The sequence below is a fragment of the Bosea sp. BIWAKO-01 genome, from assembly GCF_001748145.1.
Taxonomy (GTDB): Bacteria; Pseudomonadota; Alphaproteobacteria; order Rhizobiales; family Beijerinckiaceae; genus Allobosea.
In genome coordinates, this window is record NZ_BCQA01000001.1 from 5,090,162 (window position 1) to 5,107,079 (window position 16,918).

Below are 16,918 nucleotides of genomic sequence, written 5' to 3' on the forward strand. Positions count from 1 at the left end.
CACGGTCCGGGTACATCATCGGACCGCGCGGGGCAGCAAAGCCTTGCTGCGCCCCGCGATCCTGTCATGCTTCGATGGTCGGATTGCCGCCGCCGGGCGAGCATTCCGTGACGTGAGCGGACTGGAGCATGCCATGCCTGCAGCCGAGCCGAGGACGCCCCTGACCATCCATCTGAGTGCCGCCGAACTCACCGCGCTCGATCGATATCTGCGGGGAATCCAGTCACGTCGATCGCGTGAGGAGGCCGTCGCCGAGATTGTGGCGCGCTGGGCTACGGGGCAGGGGCTGTTGCCTGATCCGAACGACAAGGACGGGCTTGAACTGGACGAGCTCAACGCCAGCAATGACGCCTAGGATCGCGCTGGCACCAACGTCGCGGCCGTGCGCGTACGGTTCCGCCCGGCGTTCTGGCGGCGTACAGAGCCTGATCCGCGCGGCCGATCGCATGGGCAGGTGTCTCGCCACGGCGACGCTCGGCGATGCCGAAACTGCAGGTCACATTCCGATCGGGCGGCAGTCTGGGAAACGAGATCCTCGCGATTTCGCCGCGCAGGCGTTCTGCAAAATGGAAGGCCTGCTCTGCAGTGGTATCCTTGAGCAGGATGACGAATTCCTCGCCACCGACGCGACTGACGGCATCGTTGACGCGAACTGCGTTCCGGATGGTGGCTGCAATCGCGATCAGCACGGCGTCCCCGGCCGCGTGGCCATAGGCGTCGTTGATGCTCTTGAAATGATCGATGTCGCAAGCGACGACGCTGATCACCATGGGAGGGCGCGCCGCGCCCAGGGATTGAAACCGGCCTTGCAGGCCGCGCCGGTTCAACGCCCCCGTAAGCGGATCGGTATCGCGCTCCTTGCGCAGTCGGGCCGTCACATCCAGGCCCACGACAAGGAGCAGCCCAAGGCCCATCCCGACGCCGAAGACCGAGGCACTGAATTGCACCCAGGTCCAGAACCCGGACCGCAGGAACGTCGAAGCGGATGTTGCCGCGGCCAATTCGCTTGTCAGCAGGGTACGCAGGAAGAAGTGCAGGCCAAACACCAGTACCAGCCAGAACATCATCCGGTCCGTGGCACTTCCCCGTGCGAGCGACCGCATGATCCAGGCGGCTGAGACGATGATGCCGCCAAGGCCGAAGCTCACGATATGGATGCGCACGATGAGGTTGCGGTCGATGTAATAGAAATAGCCGAGTGCGCCGATGATCGCGGCGAACCAGATCGCCAGGAACCAGCGCGATGGGCGCCGGCTGGAGCGCACCATCACGCCAGTCACGAAGCTCAGCGTGCCGGAGACATAGAGCATCCCGTACAGCATCGTGTTCAGCCCGAAATCGGCTGGGATCCGCGCTGTCTGGACGAGCATCCCGAGGCCAAAGGCCAGGAACGCCGGCGCAAAATGAAGCAGATACCGGCTTCGGCGCTCGGCCAGCCAGACGGCCCAGAAGGTTGCCGCGAACAGAAACAGAATGGCCGTTGGGACGAGGTTCACGATGATCCGACTGCAGAGGCTGTCCGGTTCGAGTGCTGCGGCTGTCTAATGCCTCTGGGTAAACAAATGTCCGTTGCCGGGGGCTGCCCCGGGTTCGTTGGGGCCACCCTTGGGGAGGGCGGCGCCCCTGAGAGGCGAGGGCGTTCGACCGCGCACCGGCGGTTCTGAAATTGATCATCCCCCAGCCAGTTGCTACGGGAGCGCATGCCTGATGATGCCTTTCAGACCGTCGCGGAGCGGACCCTGCAGCGAGCCGATATGGCAGCTCTCTCTGAGCTGCGCACGCCGCACCATGTGATCGCGTGCGATCTTGATGAGGCGGACCTGTCGGGGCTCGATCTGTCGGGTTGGCGCTTCGAACGGTGCAGCCTCAGGCGCGCGAAGCTGAGGGGTGCGAAACTCGAGCGGGTGCAATGGCTTGGTTGTCGGGCGGCCTTCGCAGATTTCATGGGGGCTGATCTATCGGACGGCCGGGTTCAGTCCGGCGATTTCAACAACGCCGTTCTGCGCCGGACGACACTGGTTTCGGCGTCCTTCGCTGGCTGCAAATTGACTGGTGCAGATTTGTCCGAAGCAAGGGCCTTGGACTGCCGGTTCGAGGAGGTCCTGCTCGTCAGCGCGAAGCTGCCATCGTTCAGCTTCCGCAAGACCACGCTCAGGAAAATCGATTTCAGCCAGTCGGACCTGAGGAAATGCGATTTCCGGGATGCTGTCTTCGAGGATTGCAGTCTGATGGATGCGGCACTGAACGGCTCGCGCTTCGAGGGGGCCGATCTTCGTGGCGCCGATCTGGGCGGACTGAGGCTGGTTGACGCCACGCTCTTTCGCGGCGCCACGATCTCTCGCCAGCAGGCTGGCCAACTGCTCGCGGAACTGGGCTTGAAGGTGCGGTAAGGGGGCATCTCGGGGAAGTGTCGCCCTGACGTCCCCGGGGTACACGTGGGCTGCTGCGGGGCCTCCCTTCGATCGGGAGCCTTGAGAGCGTCACACAAGGATGTTTAGGCGGGGTATGAACGCCTATCTTACCCTTGCCGTTGCCATCGTTGCCGAGGTCATCGCCACCTCGGCTCTCAAAGCGTCGGAGGGGTTTTCAAAACTGGGACCCACGGCCGTCGTTGCGGTCGGATATGGCGTCGCGTTCTACTTTCTGTCGCTCACCTTGAGGAGCATGCCTGTCGGGATCGCCTATGCCGTCTGGTCGGGCGCAGGTATCGTCCTGATCTCGGCGGTGGGGTGGTTTGCGTTTGGCCAGAAGCTCGATTTCTGGGCTGTGACCGGAATGGGCCTGATCGTGGCGGGCGTCCTGGTCGTGAACGTCCTCTCCTCCTCGGGCGGGCATTGAGCGCTTCTGCAGCCTGGCTCATTTGGCGCCCGGCGCGCGGCCGTAGCGCCAATACCAAGCATCCACTAGTATAGGAAGCAACGGGACCACCGGTTTGCCACCCGCCAACAGCGCCGTCACTTACGTGGTTGTGTTCGGATGTCAAAATCCCCAAGACGAACAGCGATGGCGATTCCACCCAGCACCAGACGGGACAGAGAACGTTGAGACTGCTCGCGCGCCTCTTTCAGAGATTCCTCGTTCTCTGCCTGGGCGTCGTCAGCGTTTGGCTGATCGTCTTCGTGATTTTCGATACGGCAGACCACAGGCTGCCATGGATCCTGGCGGCGAGCCTGACCTATGGTTTGGCTGCCTATGTCATTCTGCCGAACGTGGTTCGAATGGGCCTGAAGGTTCTTCACCGCAGATTGATCCCCAGATACACGATCACCGGAGATGGTCTGCCGGGAGACCCTGTAAACCTCGTCCTCATCGGCACTCTTCAACAACTGCGCGATGCGTTTGCAGCGGTGGGCTGGTCGACGGCCGATCGCTTGGGGATAGCCAGCTCCTGGCGAATGACAAGAGCGTTTCTGCTGAACTCGACCTATCCCACCGCCCCCTTCAGCACCCTCTATCTGTTTGGACGCAGGCAGGACATCGGCTTCCAGGAGCCCATCGACAACAGCCCGCGCAAGCGCCATCACATCCGCTTCTGGGCGCTGAGCCTCGCCCATTCCGAGGACGATCTGACAGCGGCGAGCTTCTGGTTGAACACCGATAAGCCTGCGACCGACCGGCCTGTATTATGGGTCGGTGCTGGTACCCGCGACACTGGGCTATCGCTGACCCGACTGACGTTCCAGGTGACCCATGCGACCGATTCCGACACGAATGCGGAGCGCAACTACATAGTCGCCCAGTTGAAGGCAAAGCAGATCATCGGTGACGTCGTTTTGCACCAATCCGGTTCTCGTTTGCAGACCGGAAAGGTCAACCACTACATTACCGATGGCGAGATCGCCTTCGCCAGCCTGATCGTGAACTGAACGGAGCGCTGCACTCTCGCCGCTTTCCCCTGAGGGCGGACAATGAAGCCGGCAATCGAGTTCGAAACCGCATGTGCACAGAACGTCGATGAGGATCGCGCAACCAGCCAGGTTCTGGATTGCGGTCGCTGTGGTCGCCTTGGTTGCGCTGGTGCTGTTGCGCCAGATCCTGTTGCCGTTCGTGGTCGGCGCTTTGCTCGCCTATCTCATCGTTCCGGTGGTCGACAGATTGGAGCGACTCGGGATGAATCGCTCCCTCGCGGCTCTGGCCGTCTTTCTGCCGCTCGTTGCCGGTCTCATTGCCTTTCTCCTGGTGATGCTCCCGGCGATCATCGGCGAACTCAGATTTTTCGTTGAGGAGTTTCCCCGCTACCTCGCGCGGCTCCAGTCGCTCGTGAGCGATGCGAGCCTCCCGTGGCTGCACAATCTCATGGGTGGCGAGCTCCATATCGCGCAATCCTCCGCCGATCTCGCCAAGACGATGGGTAGCAACTGGCTGGACGGCTTCCTTCGCTCGCTCTGGTCGAGTGGGCTCGCCCTGGTTTCGCTGCTTTCGCTGCTCGTGGTGACGCCGATCATCGCCATCTATCTCGCCATTGACTGGCAACGCATGGTGGCGACGATCGATGGCTGGTTTACCCCGGCGTATCGCGACGACGCTCGGGCGCTTGGGCGCGAAATCCACGATACGATCGCTGGCTTCGTGCGCGGCCAGGCCGTCATCTGTCTCGTTCTGGCCGTGCTCTATGCGACAGCCCTGAAAATGACGGGGCTCAACCATGCCATTGTGATCGGGGTTACCGCCGGTCTCATCAGTTTTATCCCCTATTTCGGCGCAGCCACCGGGTTCTTCGTCGCGGCCTGCGTTGCAATGGCCCAGTTCTGGCCGAACTGGGGCCCTGTCGCTGCTGTCGGCGCCATCTTCATCGTCGGCGAAATGCTCGCCGATTATGTGCTGTCGCCGCGCCTCATCGGCCGTCGGGTCAATCTCAACCCGGTCTGGATGATGTTTGCGCTGTTCGCCTTTGGCTGGCTGTTCGGCTTCATCGGAGTGCTGCTTGCGATACCGCTCGCGGCATCGCTGGGCGTGATCCTGCGCTTCGCGTGGCGGCGGTCCCTGGCAAGCGCGGGGCAGCGCGCCCCAGATTCGCTTGGCTCAGAATGATGAGAAGGCCGGGACAGGAACGATAGATTGCGAGGCCTGTCGCCGACGAGGGCGGCGAACCGGGCCTGTCCATGTGATCCGATCGCGCGAGGCGATCTTCGACACCTTCTCAAGCGTCCCCGGACGAACAAGTGGAGCTTGAGTGCGCTTGCAGCGAAGTCGATGGCGGAAGGGGTGGGATTCGAACCCACGGTGGGCTTGCACCCACGGCGGTTTTCAAGACCGCTGCCTTAAACCACTCGGCCACCCTTCCGGTTGGCCTGTCATTGCCGGGTGCGAGGCGTTTTTGCAAGTGCGATGACGTCAGGCCGAGGCGAGTTCCCCTTTGCAGTGTCCGGATCAGCACGCCACTTGCCTGTGAGTCGGGCTTGAGGCCCGGCGGTCCGGGCACCGGTCTGCCCAGAGCCGGTTGATTGTGTGCCAGGTCTGTCGGAGCTCTGCTTTCAGGGTGCTTTGGCGAGGTTTTGCCTGCCGAAGCGGCCGTTTTCAGCCGAAAATCGCGGTCGCGAGCACCCAACTGACGGCGTTGCATTGTGGCAACGCCTGTCCGAAAAATGGCGGAGAAATGGTCGCGGGTTGACACTTGCCGCATTTCAGACACCTTTGTGCCCGCTCAAGGGCATCCTAGATGCCGGATCGGGGCATTCGCGCTCGGCGAGTCGCCCGTTTAACGATCCCTTTACAGGATTGACCGAAAACTTCGGCTTCGCCGCAGGATGCGGCTTGGCCGGGCGATGGCTTTCGGCACAACGACGGACGACCATAATGATGCGAGGCGCAAGCTCTTCGGCTCCGGCATTGGCTCATGTGGTAACCGACTCGGACAGAGCTTCCGCTTCCTCTCCCCTTGCTCTTCGTGCTGCGCGGCTTGGCTGCGTGGCGCTCGCAGGTCTCCTCCTTGCCAATTGTGCGAATGATCAGGTCGCGCGCCGCAAGTCGAAGGAGATTGGCGCATTCCCGTCGTCGAAATACGGCCCCGCCAGCCCCCGGGTTGTCGCAGAGGGCCAGCCCGTTCCGAAGGGCGGCGGTCGCGAACTCGTCGGCAAATCCTATTCCGTCGCGGGCAAGCGCTATACGCCTTACGAGAAGCCGGTCGGCTACACCGCCGTGGGCACCGCGTCCTGGTATGGTGAGGCCTTCCATGGCCGCCGCACCGCCAATGGCGAGGTCTATGACCGCGAAGGCATCAGCGCCGCGCACCCGACCATGCCGCTGCCGGCCTATGCCCGCGTCACCAATCTCCTGAACAACCGTTCGATGATCGTGCGCGTCAATGATCGCGGTCCCTACCATGGCGGCCGCGTCATGGACGTGTCGCAGAAGACGGCCGAGGCGCTGGCCTTCCGCCACCTCGGCACCGCTCGCATCAAGCTCGAATATCTCGGCCAGGCCTCGCTTGGCGGCTCCGACGACCGGCTCCTGCTCGCAACCCTGCGAACGGACGGTATGCCCGCTTCGATTCCCGGCACCAGCGCCCCGACGATGGTCGCGAGCAACGCCCCGGTCGCCTACAGCCGTACGGCGAGCCCCGATCTTGAGGACCCGCGCGACGAGCAGGCTCGCCAGCCAGTCGCCGAGGCCCCGGCGGCTCCGCAGCCGGTCGTGCAGGCCTATGCCCCGCAACCCGTCCGCACCATCGCGCCAGGCACTCCTGTCGCTGCAACGCTGGTTTCGACCTCGTCGAGTGCCGGCGTGCCGGTCCGCGGCGCGCCGCTGCCGCCGAACCGTCCCTTCGACCTCGACACCATCGCCAATGCGGCGACCCCGGTTCTGCTCCGCCCGACCGTCCTGCCGCCAAGGCCGCCGGCACTGCGCACCGCCAGCCTGTTCGCCGCTCCCGAGCGCGCTCCGGCCGAGCGTTTCTCGCGCAATAACCCGTTGGCACGGGATCTGGTCCCGCAGACATTGCGGCCATTATCCCGCAATTGACGCACGGCGGACTTGACCGGCTAAGCTCGGCTCTGCTTCAGATCGGGGCATGAACCCGCCCCGCCATCGCATTTCGATCGCTACGAGATTTGCGGCCACCGCGCGCGCGGTGCTGGCGGCTCTCTTTGTCCTGGCCGTTTCAGCCCCCGCGCTGGCCCAGAGCTTTCAGTCGCTCGCTCCACACGCGATCCTGCTCGATTCGGCCACCGGCGCGGTGCTTTACGAGAAAGCTGCGGACGAACTCATGGTCCCGGCGAGCCTCGCCAAGCTTGCGACTGTCCTGGTGGCATTCCAGGAAATCGCGCAGGGCCGGCTCACCCTCGACAGCGAGATCGGCATTTCCGAGAACGCCTGGCGCAAGGGCGGCGGCATTTCCGGCGGCTCGACCATGTTCGCGTTGGTGAACAGCCGCATCAAGCTCTCCGACATCCTCCAGGGCATCATCGTCCAATCCGGCAATGATGCTTCGATTGCGCTCGCCGAGGCAATCGCCGGGGATGAGGCGAATTTCGCGCGGTTGATGACCGAGCGGGTGCGCGCGCTCGGCCTGACCAAGTCGTTCTTCCGCAATGCGACCGGCATGGGCGACCCCGAGCAGAAGGTCACCGCCCGCGAGTTGGCGCTGCTGGCGGATCACATCATCAAGACCTACCCCGAACTCTACAAGATCTTCGGGCAACGCGAGTTTACCTGGAACAAGATCAGGCAGCAGAACCGCAATCCGCTGCTGACCATGGACATCGGCGCTGACGGCCTGAAGACCGGCAATATCGATGAAGCCGGGTTCGGCCTGGTCGGTTCGGCGGTGCAGAAGGGGCAACGGCTGATCGTCGTCGTGAACGGGCTGAAGTCGGGCCGCGACCGTGCGCAGGAAGCGCGCAAGCTGCTCGAATGGGGCTTCCGCTCGTTCGAACCCCGCCAGCTCTTCGCCGATGGCGAGATCGTCGGCGAGGCCAGCGTCTACGGCGGAGCCAAGGGGCGGGTCGGGCTCAAGGCCAAGGGGCCGGTGAGCCTGCTGCTGCCGCGCGGCAGCAGCGACCGATTGAGCGCGCGCATCACCTATCGTGGGCCGCTGACCGTTCCCGTCCAGGCGGGCGCCGAGGTCGGGCGGCTCCTTGTCACGCGCGGCGAAATAAAGACGCTGGACATTCCACTCTACGCGGCCGAGACGGTCGAGGCCGGCAGCCTGCAGAGCCGCGCTCTCGATGCGCTGATGGAGGCTGCCACTGGCTGGGTGCGCAAGGCGCTCGGCAGGACCTGAGCGGCGCGTGTCATGACAAAGGGACGTTTCATCACGCTTGAGGGTGGAGAGGGGGCCGGCAAGTCGACGCTGGCGCGCGCGCTCGCCACGCAGCTCGAGGCCGCGGGCATCCGTTCGGAGTTGACGCGCGAACCCGGTGGTTCGCCCAAGGCGGAAGCCATTCGCGAAGCCATCCTGTCCGGCCGGGTGAAGCATCATGGGCCGTTTATTGAAGCGCTGATGTTCTCGGCCGCCAGAATCGACCATATCGACCAGCGCATCCGGCCGGCGCTTGCACGGGGCGACTGGGTGATTTGCGACCGTTTCATCGATTCGACGCGGGTCTACCAGGGCACGCTTGGGCGCATCGATCCCAAGCTGCTGGCGGAGCTGGAGCGGGTCACCATCGATGGGCTTACGCCGGATCTGACGCTGATCCTCGATCTCGACCCCAGGATCGGCCTCGCTCGCGCCGCCCGCCGACGGGCGCCCGGCGAAGGCAAGGACCGTTTCGAGGGCGAAGCGCTCGCCTTCCATCGCAGCTTGCGCGCGGCCTATCTCGCAATCGCCGAAGCCGAACCGGCGCGCTGCTCGGTGCTTGATGCGACACTCGCGCCCGAGGACCTGGCCCAGGCTGCGTGGGCAGTTGTGCGCGAGCGCCTGCCGCTGAACCAGGACGCCTGATGCGCGAGAGCAGCAACGAACCGGACCGCCTTCCAAATGCGCCGCATCCGCGTGAGACGCTGGCGCTCGTCGGACATGCGCGCCAGGAGCGGAGTTTCCTGGACGCGCTGCGCTCGGAGCGCCTGCATCACGCCTGGCTTCTCGGCGGTCCCGAAGGTATCGGCAAGGCGAGCTTTGCCTATCGTGCGGCGCGCTTCCTGCTGGCTTCGGGCGATCCGCTGGCGCGCGCCGGCTCGGTGGAAAGCCTAGCGATGCCGGAAGAGGACCCGGCGACGCGGCGCGTAATGGCCCAGTCGCATCCCGACCTTCACATGCTGCGGCGAACGGTGAAGCCGGACGGCAAGGGCGTGACCAGCAATATCCCGGTCGATTCCGTCCGCCGCGTCATCGACCGGTTCGGAGCGAGCGCAGCCGAAGGCGGTTGGCGTGTCTGCATCGTCGACAGTGCCGAGGACATGGATCGCTCCAGTGCCAATGCGCTGCTGAAACTGCTCGAGGAGCCGCCGCCGCGCGCCCTTTTCCTGATCGTTGCTCATGCGCCCGGGCGGGCGCTGCCGACCATCCGCTCGCGCTGTCGGCTGCTGACATTCGATGCGCTGGATGAAGGCGCGGTCGCTGAAGCCGGCCGGCTGGCGCTCGAACGGATGGGGTCGCCGTTCGACGCCTCCGCATTGATGCGCGCCGCAGCACTCGCGGACGGTTCCGTACGGCGTGCCCTGACCTATGTCTCCCCGGAGACGCTGGCGCTGGTCGAGGCCGTCAGGGCGCGTCTCGATGCCTTGCCAGGTGTCGATCTCACCGCGCTGCTGGCGTTGGCGGAGGATGTCGCAGGCCGCGCCGGCGAGAGTGATTTCGCGATCATGATCGACACCATTCAGAGCTGGCTCGCCGCGCATCTCCATGCGCATGCCCATGCGGGTGCTGCCCGCCTTGCACCGCTGGCGGAGGTATGGGAGAAGCTGGGTCGCGCGGCCCGCGAGGTGGAAACCTACAATCTCGACCGCCGGCCGCTCGTGATCTCTATGTTTCATGATCTGTCGGAAGCTGTTCGCCGGTCGCGCGCAGCTTGAAAGCGAACCGTCCGGACTGAACGATGGCCCAGGCCCCGAAATTCTATCTGACCACCGCCATTCACTACACGAATGGCCCACCCCATATCGGGCACGCCTATGAGATGGTGGCCTCGGACGCTATTGCGCGCTTCAAGCGGCTGGACGGCTATGACGTCTTCGCCATGACCGGCACCGACGAGCACGGTCAGAAAGTGCAGCGCACCGCCGGGCAGAACGGGCTCGACGCGAAATCCTATGTCGATCAGGTGGCGCAGCGCTTCCAGGAGATGGAACAGACGCTCGGCTGTTCCTTCGACCGGTTCATCCGCACCACTGATCCGGACCACCTGCCGTCCACCCATGAGCTCTGGCGGCGCATGGAGCAGGCCGGCGACATCTACCTTGCCAAATATTCCGGCTGGTACTCCGTGCGTGACGAGGCCTTCTACGGCGAGGAGGAAACCACCCTCCTGCCGGACGGCACGCGGCTGGGCGGGCAGGGCACTCCTGTCGAATGGGTCGAGGAGGAGAGCTATTTCTTCCGCCTGAAATCCTTCCAGGAGCGGCTGCTGAAGCTCTACGAGGACGTGCCGGATTTCATCTCGCCGGCGACGCGCAGGAACGAGATCGTCAGCTTCGTGAAGGGCGGTCTCGAGGATCTTTCGATCAGCCGTACCACCTTCGACTGGGGCCTGCCTGTCCCAGGTGACCCGAAGCATGTGATGTATGTCTGGGTCGACGCGCTCAATAATTACGTCACCGGCTGCGGTTTCCCCGACGAGACCAATCCGCGCTGGCACTATTGGCCCGCCGATGTGCATATCATCGGCAAGGACATCGTGCGCTTTCATACGGTTTACTGGCCGGCTTTCCTGATGTCGGCCGGGCTGCCGCTGCCGAAGCGCGTCTTCGGCCATGGCTTCCTGCTCTCCAAGGGCGAGAAGATGTCGAAGTCGCTCGGCAATGTCGTCGATCCATTCGGCCTCGCCGAGATGTATGGCGTCGACCAGCTGCGCTATTTCTTCCTGCGCGAGGTCTCTTTCGGCCAGGACGGCAACTACAGCCACGAGGCCATCATCGGGCGCATCAATGCCGACCTTGCCAATGATCTCGGCAATCTGGCGCAGCGTTCGCTCTCGATGATCGCCAAGAACTGCGACGGCAAGGTGCCGGTGCAAGGCGCCTTGAACGAGGGCGACGAGGCCATGCTCGCTCTTGCCGATGGCGCGCTCGCCAAGGCACGGGCAGCGATGCAGGATTTTGCCCTGCACGTCGTGCTCGCGGAAATCTGGGCGCTGGTGGCAGAGGCAAACCGCTATTTCGCGGCCAATGAACCGTGGCGGCTGAGCAAATCGGATCCCGCCAGGCGCGACACCGTGCTCTACGTCACGGCGGAAGTGCTGCGTCAGGTCGCGATTCTGACGCAACCGGTGATCCCGAGCGCAGCCGGCAAGCTGCTCGACCTGCTTGCGGTCGGCGCAGATGCCCGCAGCTTCGCAAGCCTGGGCGAAGCCGGGCGTCTCGCCAGCGGCACCGCTCTGCCTGCACCGAGCGCGATCTTCCCGCGCTATGTCGAGCCCGATGCCGGGCAGGTGGCTTGATGTTGATCGATACCCATTGCCATCTCGACTTTCCGGATTTTGCCGAGGATCTCGCGGCCTATGTCGCGCGGGCCGAGGCGGCAGGGGTCTCGCGGATGGTGACGATCTCGACACGGGTTTCGCGCTTCGGGAGCTATGCCGGGATCGCCGAGCGCTTCGCATCGGTGTGGTGCACCGTTGGAACGCATCCGCACGGCGCGCATGAAGAGCTCGATGTCACGGCCGACCAGCTTGCCAGGCTGGCGGAGCACCCGCGCTGCGTTGCAATTGGCGAGGCCGGGCTCGACTATCACTACGACAAGAGCCCGCGCGATGCGCAGGCTCAGGGGCTGCGCACCCATATCGCCGCAGCGCGCATGACCAGGCTGCCGCTGGTCATCCATGCTCGTCAGGCCGACGAGGACATGATCGCGATCCTGCGCGAAGAGACGGAGAAGGGCGCTTTCCCCGCCATCCTGCACTGCTTCACGGCAGGCCCGGAACTGGCGCGGGTCGGCGTCGAGCTCGGGCTCTACGTGTCCTTCTCGGGGATCCTGACCTTCAAGACCTCGGAGGACCTGCGCCAGATTGCGCGCGCTATCCCCATCGATCGGCTTCTGGTCGAGACCGATGCGCCCTATCTCGCCCCGGTCCCGTTCAGGGGAAAGCGCAACGAACCGTCTTACGTCGTTGAAACGGCGAAGAGTCTCGCCGACGTGAAGGGAGTCTCCTTCGACGAAATCTCGCGCGTCACGACGGAAAATGCGCGGCGCTGCTACTGGAAGATGGACCACGCGGCGCCTGTGGCGCGGGTCGCCTGAGCAGCACGCCCCCGATGGCCCTGACGATCACGATCCTCGGCTGCGGTTCTTCTGGAGGCGTACCCCGGCCGGGCTCGGGCTGGGGGGCCTGCGATCCGAAGAACCCGAAGAACCGGCGTCGGCGCTGCTCGATCCTGGTCGAACGCAATGGCGGCAACGGGACGACCAGCCTGATCGTCGATACCACACCGGATCTGCGCGAGCAGTTGATCGATGCCGAGGTCAAGCATCTCGATGCGGTGCTCTTCACTCACGACCATGCCGACCACACCCATGGTATCGACGATATGCGGGCGCTGGTGCTGCATATGCGCAAGCGGATTCCCGTCTATGCGGACCCCGTAACGGCTGCGACCTTGCGGACGCGCTTCGGCTACATCTTCGAGACGCCGCCCGGCAGCCTCTATCCGCCGATCCTCGAGATGCAGTCGATGCTGGCGGGCGAACCGCTGACGATCGAGGGGGCAGGGGGCGGTATCTGCGCGCGCCCCATCGCGCTGGAGCACGGGCCGGGTTACGAGGCTCTCGGTTTCCGCTTTGCCGATCTCGGCTATGTACCTGATGTCAGCCTGATGCCGCCCGAGGCTAGGCTCGCCCTGGCCGGCCTCGATGTGCTGATCCTCGACTGCTTGCGAGAGACGCCGCACCCGAGCCATTTCAGCCTGTCGCAGGCGCTGGAGGCAATCGCCGAACTCGCCCCCAGACGCGCGGTGCTGACCAATCTCCATATCGACCTTGACTATGAGAACCTGTCCAAGCGCTTGCCTGCGGGCATCGATGTCGCCTTCGACGGCATGAGCCTGACGGTCGACGGCTGAGGCGAGAAGAGGGCGCCCCGTCTCCGGTCTGGCCTCAAGAAGCGTTCTGGTGGTGCCATTCGTCCAGATAGGCCAGCACGGTCTTCAGGTCCGACACATCGACATAGCGGCGGCCGAGATCGCGCAGATTGTCCCTGTGTGGCTGCTCCTCGATATCCCCGACGCAGTCCTCTGGCACGATGGTGCGGTAGCGGTAGCTGAAGGAATCGACCGAGGTCGCGCGAATGCAGCCGCTGGTGTTGCAGCCGGTGACAATCACGGTATCAACGCGTTCCTTGGTGAAATAATCGCTGACACCGGTATTGAAGAAGATCGACGGACCCTTCTTGCACACGGTCAGATCATAGGACGCATTATAGATGCGCGGATCATGGGCGACGCTCGGATGGTCGTGCAGGAAGGTCTCGCGTACGGCCGTGATCTTCCAATAGGGCATTTCCCGCTCGTTCATATAGGCGGTGTTGCAGTTGGCGACCGGCACATTGTACCGGCGCGCGACCTCGAGCAGTGTCGCGGTGTTCTCGAGGGCACGCATGACCAGCGGCGCACCGCCCAGCGGATACTGCGGATCGGTAAATCCCTTCTGGAAATCGACCACGACAATGCCAGGCTTCCTGCCGAACCCGACCGGGATCTCGCCATAGCTGCGGTTCTGGTAATCGTCGCTCATCACGGCTCTCCCTGCTTGCTGGCATGTCGTCGAGGCCATCCTTGATTGCATTAAAAAAACAAGCAAGATTGTTTTTATAATGCTGTATCGCCGAACGCCGGCGAGGCGAGGACGGCGGCCATGTCGAGCCGGATGGAGGAGAAGGTGAGCAAGGCAGAGCGGCAGCAGCAGATGCGCAGCATCATGACGCGCGAGCGGCTGATCCAGTCGACGCTCGATGAGATCTTCGAGGTCGGCTATCACGCCGCCACCACGCAGGAGATCGCCGCCCGTGCCAATGTCTCGCGCGGCGCTTTGCTGCATCATTTCCCAGCGCGGGCCGACATCGTGCTCGCCGCCATGGAGGAACTGCTCGAGGACGGCACCCGGCAGATCAGGGCCGTGGCCGACGAGGTCCAGAGCGGCAAGATCTCGCTCGACGGTTTCGTCGAGTTCCTGTGGCAGCTCTTCTCGGGCCGGTTCTTCTATCTCTCGCTGGAGATGATCACCGAGGCACGCAACGATCCGGAGCTGTGCGAACGGATGATTCCGGTGGTGAAGCGCTTCCATCAGGCGCTCGACGGGATTTGGTCGGAGTTCTGCGCCCCCCAGAAGCGCCCACCGCAGCAGGCGCGCATCATCCTCAATCTGACGCTTTGCCTGGTTCGCGGCATGGGCGTCCAGACGGTTCTGCGTCCCGATTCGGGCTATTACCGTGAACTCATCGAGGCTTGGAAGGCATTGCTGCCGCAGCTCATCGACGGCCCGACCGGGGACCTCATCTTCGCGGGAGGGAGCGGTTCGAGGTGACCAGCGAAAGGATCAGCGCCGCAATGACGCTAATCCTGGAGGTGCTTTTGCGCGATCAACGCGGCCTCGACCCGGCTCTTGAGGCCGAGCTTTGCGAGAATATTCGAGACGTGAAACTTGGTGGTCTGGATTTGCACCCCCGTCGCCTCGGCGATCTCGCGATTGCTGAAGCCGCGCCCGAGCAGGCGCAGCGTGCGGTTTTCCTTCGCTGAAAGCGCTCCGATCTTGGCGATGACGGGGTCGACCTCCTGGTGCCCACGCATCGCGCTCAGCAGGCGCACGGCCATGTTGGGAGGGACATAGGATTCGCCTCCTGTGATCGCCCTGACGATCGCGATCAGATCCACGGCCGGTACGCCCTTCAAGGCATAGCCCGACGCGCCGGCGTCGAGCGCCTGCAGCACGACGTCCTCTTCCTCCGAGACCGTCAGCATGACCACTTTCACCTGCGGCCATGTCTGGTGAATCCGGCGCGCCGCGGCAATTCCGCCGCCAGGCATCGACACATCGAGCAAGGTGACCTGCGGGGAGAGCCTTCCCACAAGCTCGAAGGCTTCGTCGGCCGACGCACCTTCGCCGACCACCTCCAGGTCATCGCTTGCCGAGAAGATCTGCACCAGGCCCGCGCGGAAGATCGCGTGATCGTCCACGACAACGATGGATTTTCGTTCACGCAATGAGCAGCCCTCCACTGAGGTCCAGGGTCATCTTGAGCAAATTACCGCTGTCACCGAGGCGGCGGTTCGTCAATCTCCCGCCGAGGCTCTCGACCCGTTCCTGCAGGCCGTAGAGGCCAATGCCCGCGTCGGGAAGGTCTTTCTCCGCAGGCGAAGAGTCGCCCCCGCTGTCGGCCACCGAGACATTCAGGAGCGTTCCGTCCATCCAGCTCCGCACGTCCTGACCTGTTGCCCCGCCATGGCGATAGGCATTGTTGAGCCCTTCCTGGACGAAACGGAAGACGCAGATCCTGACGGCGTGCGACACGGGCTGAGGCAGCTCGGAGGTGGCGAGCGCTACAGATGTTCGCGTGCGCGCTTCGTGTGCCCGCACTGCCCGCTCGATGACCATGTGGAGCGGCAGGTCGGCGATCTCGGGAAGGACAAGCCCCTTGGAGATGCTCCTGATCTCGCGCATCGCCTCGTCGAGCGCCGACTGCATGGTCAGCAGGGAGCGGTCGCGCGGGGCCTTGCTTCTGGCGTTGCGCACGTCCTCGATCTTCAGGATCGAGAAGCTGATCAATTGGGCGGGGCCATCATGGAGATCCGCGCCGATCCCGCGGATGAACTGCTCGTTCAGCTCCGCGACCCGGGCCGAGGCGCGTTGCAGCCGGTCGGACAACTGCCGGTTCTCGAGCAGCAGCTGTTCGGTCTCTTCGACGCGCCGCTCCAGGGCCTTCCTTTGTGTCTCGATGGTCCGGCTCCCGCGATGGACGATGCCGAACAGGGCGAGCATGATCGCCGCCGTAACCGCGGCAACGACGAGCCAGCTGCTCCGTCTGAGCGCTGCAAGCTCCTCCCGGAAAGGCTCGGCCTGCTCGTGGATTTCGGCAACGGCAATGATGCGGGAAGAGCCTTCCTGCCGGATCGGGCTGTAGATTTCGAGATAGCGGGTCCTGATGCCCCGGATCACATGCTCGCCTGCACGAGGGTCGGCATGGTCGGCCGTGACCTCGCCTGTCAGCGCCCGCAACAGGCCGTTGGGGCGCTCGAACTGATGGCCGATGATCTGGGGGGTGTTGGAGTAGGCCACGACCCCGTCCGGCGTCCAGACTTCGAAATAGGGAAAGCGGCGCTTCACGGCCTCGTCGGCGAACAACTGGTCGAGCCGTGCGATCGTCCCTGCCGACAAGCTCTGGGAGGTGGCAAGCTCCTGAACGGCCGGGGCGACCAGACTCTGCATGATCAAAGCGGTCGAGGCTGCCTTGCTTCTGACCGCCTCACGCGAAACCAGCTCGGTGATCAGATAGCCGGCCACGAACATGGCGATCTGCATGACGAGTCCGCCCGCGATCAGGAACTGCACCGACAGCGTAGCGCGTCGTGGCATAGCCTTCCCGGCAGGCGAGTGCTGCAACGGCACGCCGGTGATCACGTCACTGCTCTCGAAGTCCTGAACCTGCTTCAGCATTTCGCCCGTCGACGTCTCCACGCAGAGATTAGCTCAAACTGATGACTGTGAGATCACCATCTGGCAGCGCGATCCATCAGTATTGCAAGCGAAACCGGCCAAGCGGCCCGGATCATCACCGCAGTGAGCGAAAACTGGTCGAAGGTCTAGTAAGCCAGCTCGCCCCCAGATGCGTCA

Annotated in this window: 17 protein-coding genes and 1 tRNA gene; 13 read left to right on the plus strand and 5 right to left on the minus strand. The window is 64.0% G+C overall.

The annotated features are described in order from the left end of the window. Nucleotides 1-43 precede the first annotated feature (43 nt). Nucleotides 44-355, plus strand: coding sequence for a hypothetical protein (locus tag BIWAKO_RS23865; RefSeq protein WP_069880771.1), 312 nt, complete (start codon nt 44-46; stop codon nt 353-355). Here BIWAKO_RS23865 and BIWAKO_RS23870 read toward each other — a convergent pair. Next, nucleotides 333-1,496, minus strand: a complete 1,164-nt coding sequence (locus BIWAKO_RS23870) for a GGDEF domain-containing protein (protein WP_084651751.1) — start codon at nt 1,494-1,496, stop codon at nt 333-335. The genes BIWAKO_RS23865 and BIWAKO_RS23870 overlap by 23 nt on opposite strands. A gap of 258 nt (nt 1,497-1,754) precedes the next feature. Between BIWAKO_RS23870 and BIWAKO_RS23875 the strand changes: the two genes are divergently transcribed. The 4 genes from BIWAKO_RS23875 (at nt 1,755) to BIWAKO_RS23890 (ending at nt 5,031) form a co-directional block, all read left to right on the plus strand. Next, nucleotides 1,755-2,390 (plus strand): pentapeptide repeat-containing protein, encoded by a 636-nt coding sequence (locus BIWAKO_RS23875; RefSeq protein WP_201788643.1) that lies wholly within the window; start codon nt 1,755-1,757, stop codon nt 2,388-2,390. Nucleotides 2,391-2,505: 115 nt separating this feature from the next. After that, nucleotides 2,506-2,838, plus strand: a complete 333-nt coding sequence (locus tag BIWAKO_RS23880; protein WP_069880773.1) for an SMR family transporter — start codon at nt 2,506-2,508, stop codon at nt 2,836-2,838. Nucleotides 2,839-3,041: 203 nt separating this feature from the next. After that, nucleotides 3,042-3,866 carry an LssY C-terminal domain-containing protein gene (locus tag BIWAKO_RS23885; RefSeq protein WP_069880774.1) on the plus strand — a complete coding sequence of 275 codons (825 nt, stop codon included), beginning with the start codon at nt 3,042-3,044 and terminating at the stop codon, nt 3,864-3,866. An 88-nt stretch (nt 3,867-3,954) separates the two neighbouring features. Next, nucleotides 3,955-5,031 carry an AI-2E family transporter gene (locus tag BIWAKO_RS23890; RefSeq protein ID WP_069880775.1) on the plus strand — a complete coding sequence of 359 codons (1,077 nt, stop codon included), beginning with the start codon at nt 3,955-3,957 and terminating at the stop codon, nt 5,029-5,031. A 163-nt stretch (nt 5,032-5,194) separates the two neighbouring features. Here the strand turns inward: BIWAKO_RS23890 and BIWAKO_RS23895 are convergent. Beyond that, nucleotides 5,195-5,284, minus strand: a tRNA-Ser gene (locus BIWAKO_RS23895). Between the two features lie 623 nt (nt 5,285-5,907). On the opposite strand from BIWAKO_RS23895, the gene BIWAKO_RS23900 reads away from it, so the two are divergent. From BIWAKO_RS23900 to BIWAKO_RS23930, 7 genes are read left to right on the plus strand one after another with little or no spacing between them, the layout of a single operon-like run. Beyond that, nucleotides 5,908-6,960, plus strand: coding sequence for a septal ring lytic transglycosylase RlpA family protein (locus BIWAKO_RS23900; RefSeq protein ID WP_069880776.1), 1,053 nt, complete (start codon nt 5,908-5,910; stop codon nt 6,958-6,960). A 49-nt stretch (nt 6,961-7,009) separates the two neighbouring features. After that, nucleotides 7,010-8,221, plus strand: a complete 1,212-nt coding sequence (locus BIWAKO_RS23905; protein WP_069880777.1) for a D-alanyl-D-alanine carboxypeptidase family protein — start codon at nt 7,010-7,012, stop codon at nt 8,219-8,221. Nucleotides 8,222-8,233: 12 nt separating this feature from the next. Next, nucleotides 8,234-8,884, plus strand: coding sequence for a dTMP kinase (tmk, locus tag BIWAKO_RS23910; protein WP_069880778.1), 651 nt, complete (start codon nt 8,234-8,236; stop codon nt 8,882-8,884). Beyond that, nucleotides 8,884-9,954, plus strand: coding sequence for a DNA polymerase III subunit delta' (locus BIWAKO_RS23915; protein WP_069880779.1), 1,071 nt, complete (start codon nt 8,884-8,886; stop codon nt 9,952-9,954). The genes tmk and BIWAKO_RS23915 overlap by 1 nt, the downstream gene beginning before the upstream one ends. A 23-nt stretch (nt 9,955-9,977) precedes the next feature. Further along, complete coding sequence (gene metG / locus BIWAKO_RS23920) at nt 9,978-11,537, plus strand: methionine--tRNA ligase (protein ID WP_069880780.1); 1,560 nt, start codon at nt 9,978-9,980, stop codon at nt 11,535-11,537. Next, nucleotides 11,537-12,337 carry a TatD family hydrolase gene (locus tag BIWAKO_RS23925; protein WP_069880781.1) on the plus strand — a complete coding sequence of 267 codons (801 nt, stop codon included), beginning with the start codon at nt 11,537-11,539 and terminating at the stop codon, nt 12,335-12,337. Before metG ends, BIWAKO_RS23925 begins: the two co-directional genes overlap by 1 nt. Nucleotides 12,338-12,351: 14 nt before the next feature. Continuing rightward, nucleotides 12,352-13,155 carry an MBL fold metallo-hydrolase gene (locus BIWAKO_RS23930; RefSeq protein WP_069880782.1) on the plus strand — a complete coding sequence of 268 codons (804 nt, stop codon included), beginning with the start codon at nt 12,352-12,354 and terminating at the stop codon, nt 13,153-13,155. A 34-nt stretch (nt 13,156-13,189) separates the two neighbouring features. On the opposite strand, the gene BIWAKO_RS23935 is transcribed toward BIWAKO_RS23930, so the two are convergent. Next, nucleotides 13,190-13,825 carry an isochorismatase family protein gene (locus tag BIWAKO_RS23935; protein WP_069880783.1) on the minus strand — a complete coding sequence of 212 codons (636 nt, stop codon included), beginning with the start codon at nt 13,823-13,825 and terminating at the stop codon, nt 13,190-13,192. Nucleotides 13,826-13,945: 120 nt separating this feature from the next. On the opposite strand from BIWAKO_RS23935, the gene BIWAKO_RS23940 reads away from it, so the two are divergent. Continuing rightward, nucleotides 13,946-14,614, plus strand: coding sequence for a TetR/AcrR family transcriptional regulator (locus BIWAKO_RS23940; RefSeq protein WP_244523531.1), 669 nt, complete (start codon nt 13,946-13,948; stop codon nt 14,612-14,614). Between the two features lie 29 nt (nt 14,615-14,643). On the opposite strand, the gene BIWAKO_RS23945 is transcribed toward BIWAKO_RS23940, so the two are convergent. Beyond that, a complete protein-coding gene (locus tag BIWAKO_RS23945) occupies nt 14,644-15,291 on the minus strand; it encodes a response regulator (protein WP_069880784.1) in 648 nt (215 codons plus the stop codon). After that, a complete protein-coding gene (locus BIWAKO_RS23950) occupies nt 15,284-16,762 on the minus strand; it encodes a sensor histidine kinase (protein WP_084651753.1) in 1,479 nt (492 codons plus the stop codon). Before BIWAKO_RS23950 ends, BIWAKO_RS23945 begins: the two co-directional genes overlap by 8 nt. Between the last annotated feature and the right edge of the window lie 156 nt (nt 16,763-16,918).

Excerpts from the sequence above, each read along its gene's own strand:
- BIWAKO_RS23875 (WP_201788643.1), top strand. The coding sequence starts at position 1,755 with ATGGCAGCTCTCTCTGAGCTGCGCACGCCGCACCATGTGATCGCGTGC.
- BIWAKO_RS23880 (WP_069880773.1), top strand. The coding sequence starts at position 2,506 with ATGAACGCCTATCTTACCCTTGCCGTTGCCATCGTTGCCGAGGTCATC.
- BIWAKO_RS23890 (WP_069880775.1), top strand. The coding sequence starts at position 3,955 with ATGAGGATCGCGCAACCAGCCAGGTTCTGGATTGCGGTCGCTGTGGTC.
- BIWAKO_RS23905 (WP_069880777.1), top strand. The coding sequence starts at position 7,010 with ATGAACCCGCCCCGCCATCGCATTTCGATCGCTACGAGATTTGCGGCC.
- tmk (WP_069880778.1), top strand. The coding sequence starts at position 8,234 with ATGACAAAGGGACGTTTCATCACGCTTGAGGGTGGAGAGGGGGCCGGC.
- BIWAKO_RS23915 (WP_069880779.1), top strand. The coding sequence starts at position 8,884 with ATGCGCGAGAGCAGCAACGAACCGGACCGCCTTCCAAATGCGCCGCAT.
- metG (WP_069880780.1), top strand. The coding sequence starts at position 9,978 with ATGGCCCAGGCCCCGAAATTCTATCTGACCACCGCCATTCACTACACG.
- BIWAKO_RS23925 (WP_069880781.1), top strand. The coding sequence starts at position 11,537 with ATGTTGATCGATACCCATTGCCATCTCGACTTTCCGGATTTTGCCGAG.
- BIWAKO_RS23930 (WP_069880782.1), top strand. The coding sequence starts at position 12,352 with ATGGCCCTGACGATCACGATCCTCGGCTGCGGTTCTTCTGGAGGCGTA.
- BIWAKO_RS23935 (WP_069880783.1), bottom strand. The coding sequence starts at position 13,825 with ATGAGCGACGATTACCAGAACCGCAGCTATGGCGAGATCCCGGTCGGG.
- BIWAKO_RS23940 (WP_244523531.1), top strand. The coding sequence starts at position 13,946 with ATGTCGAGCCGGATGGAGGAGAAGGTGAGCAAGGCAGAGCGGCAGCAG.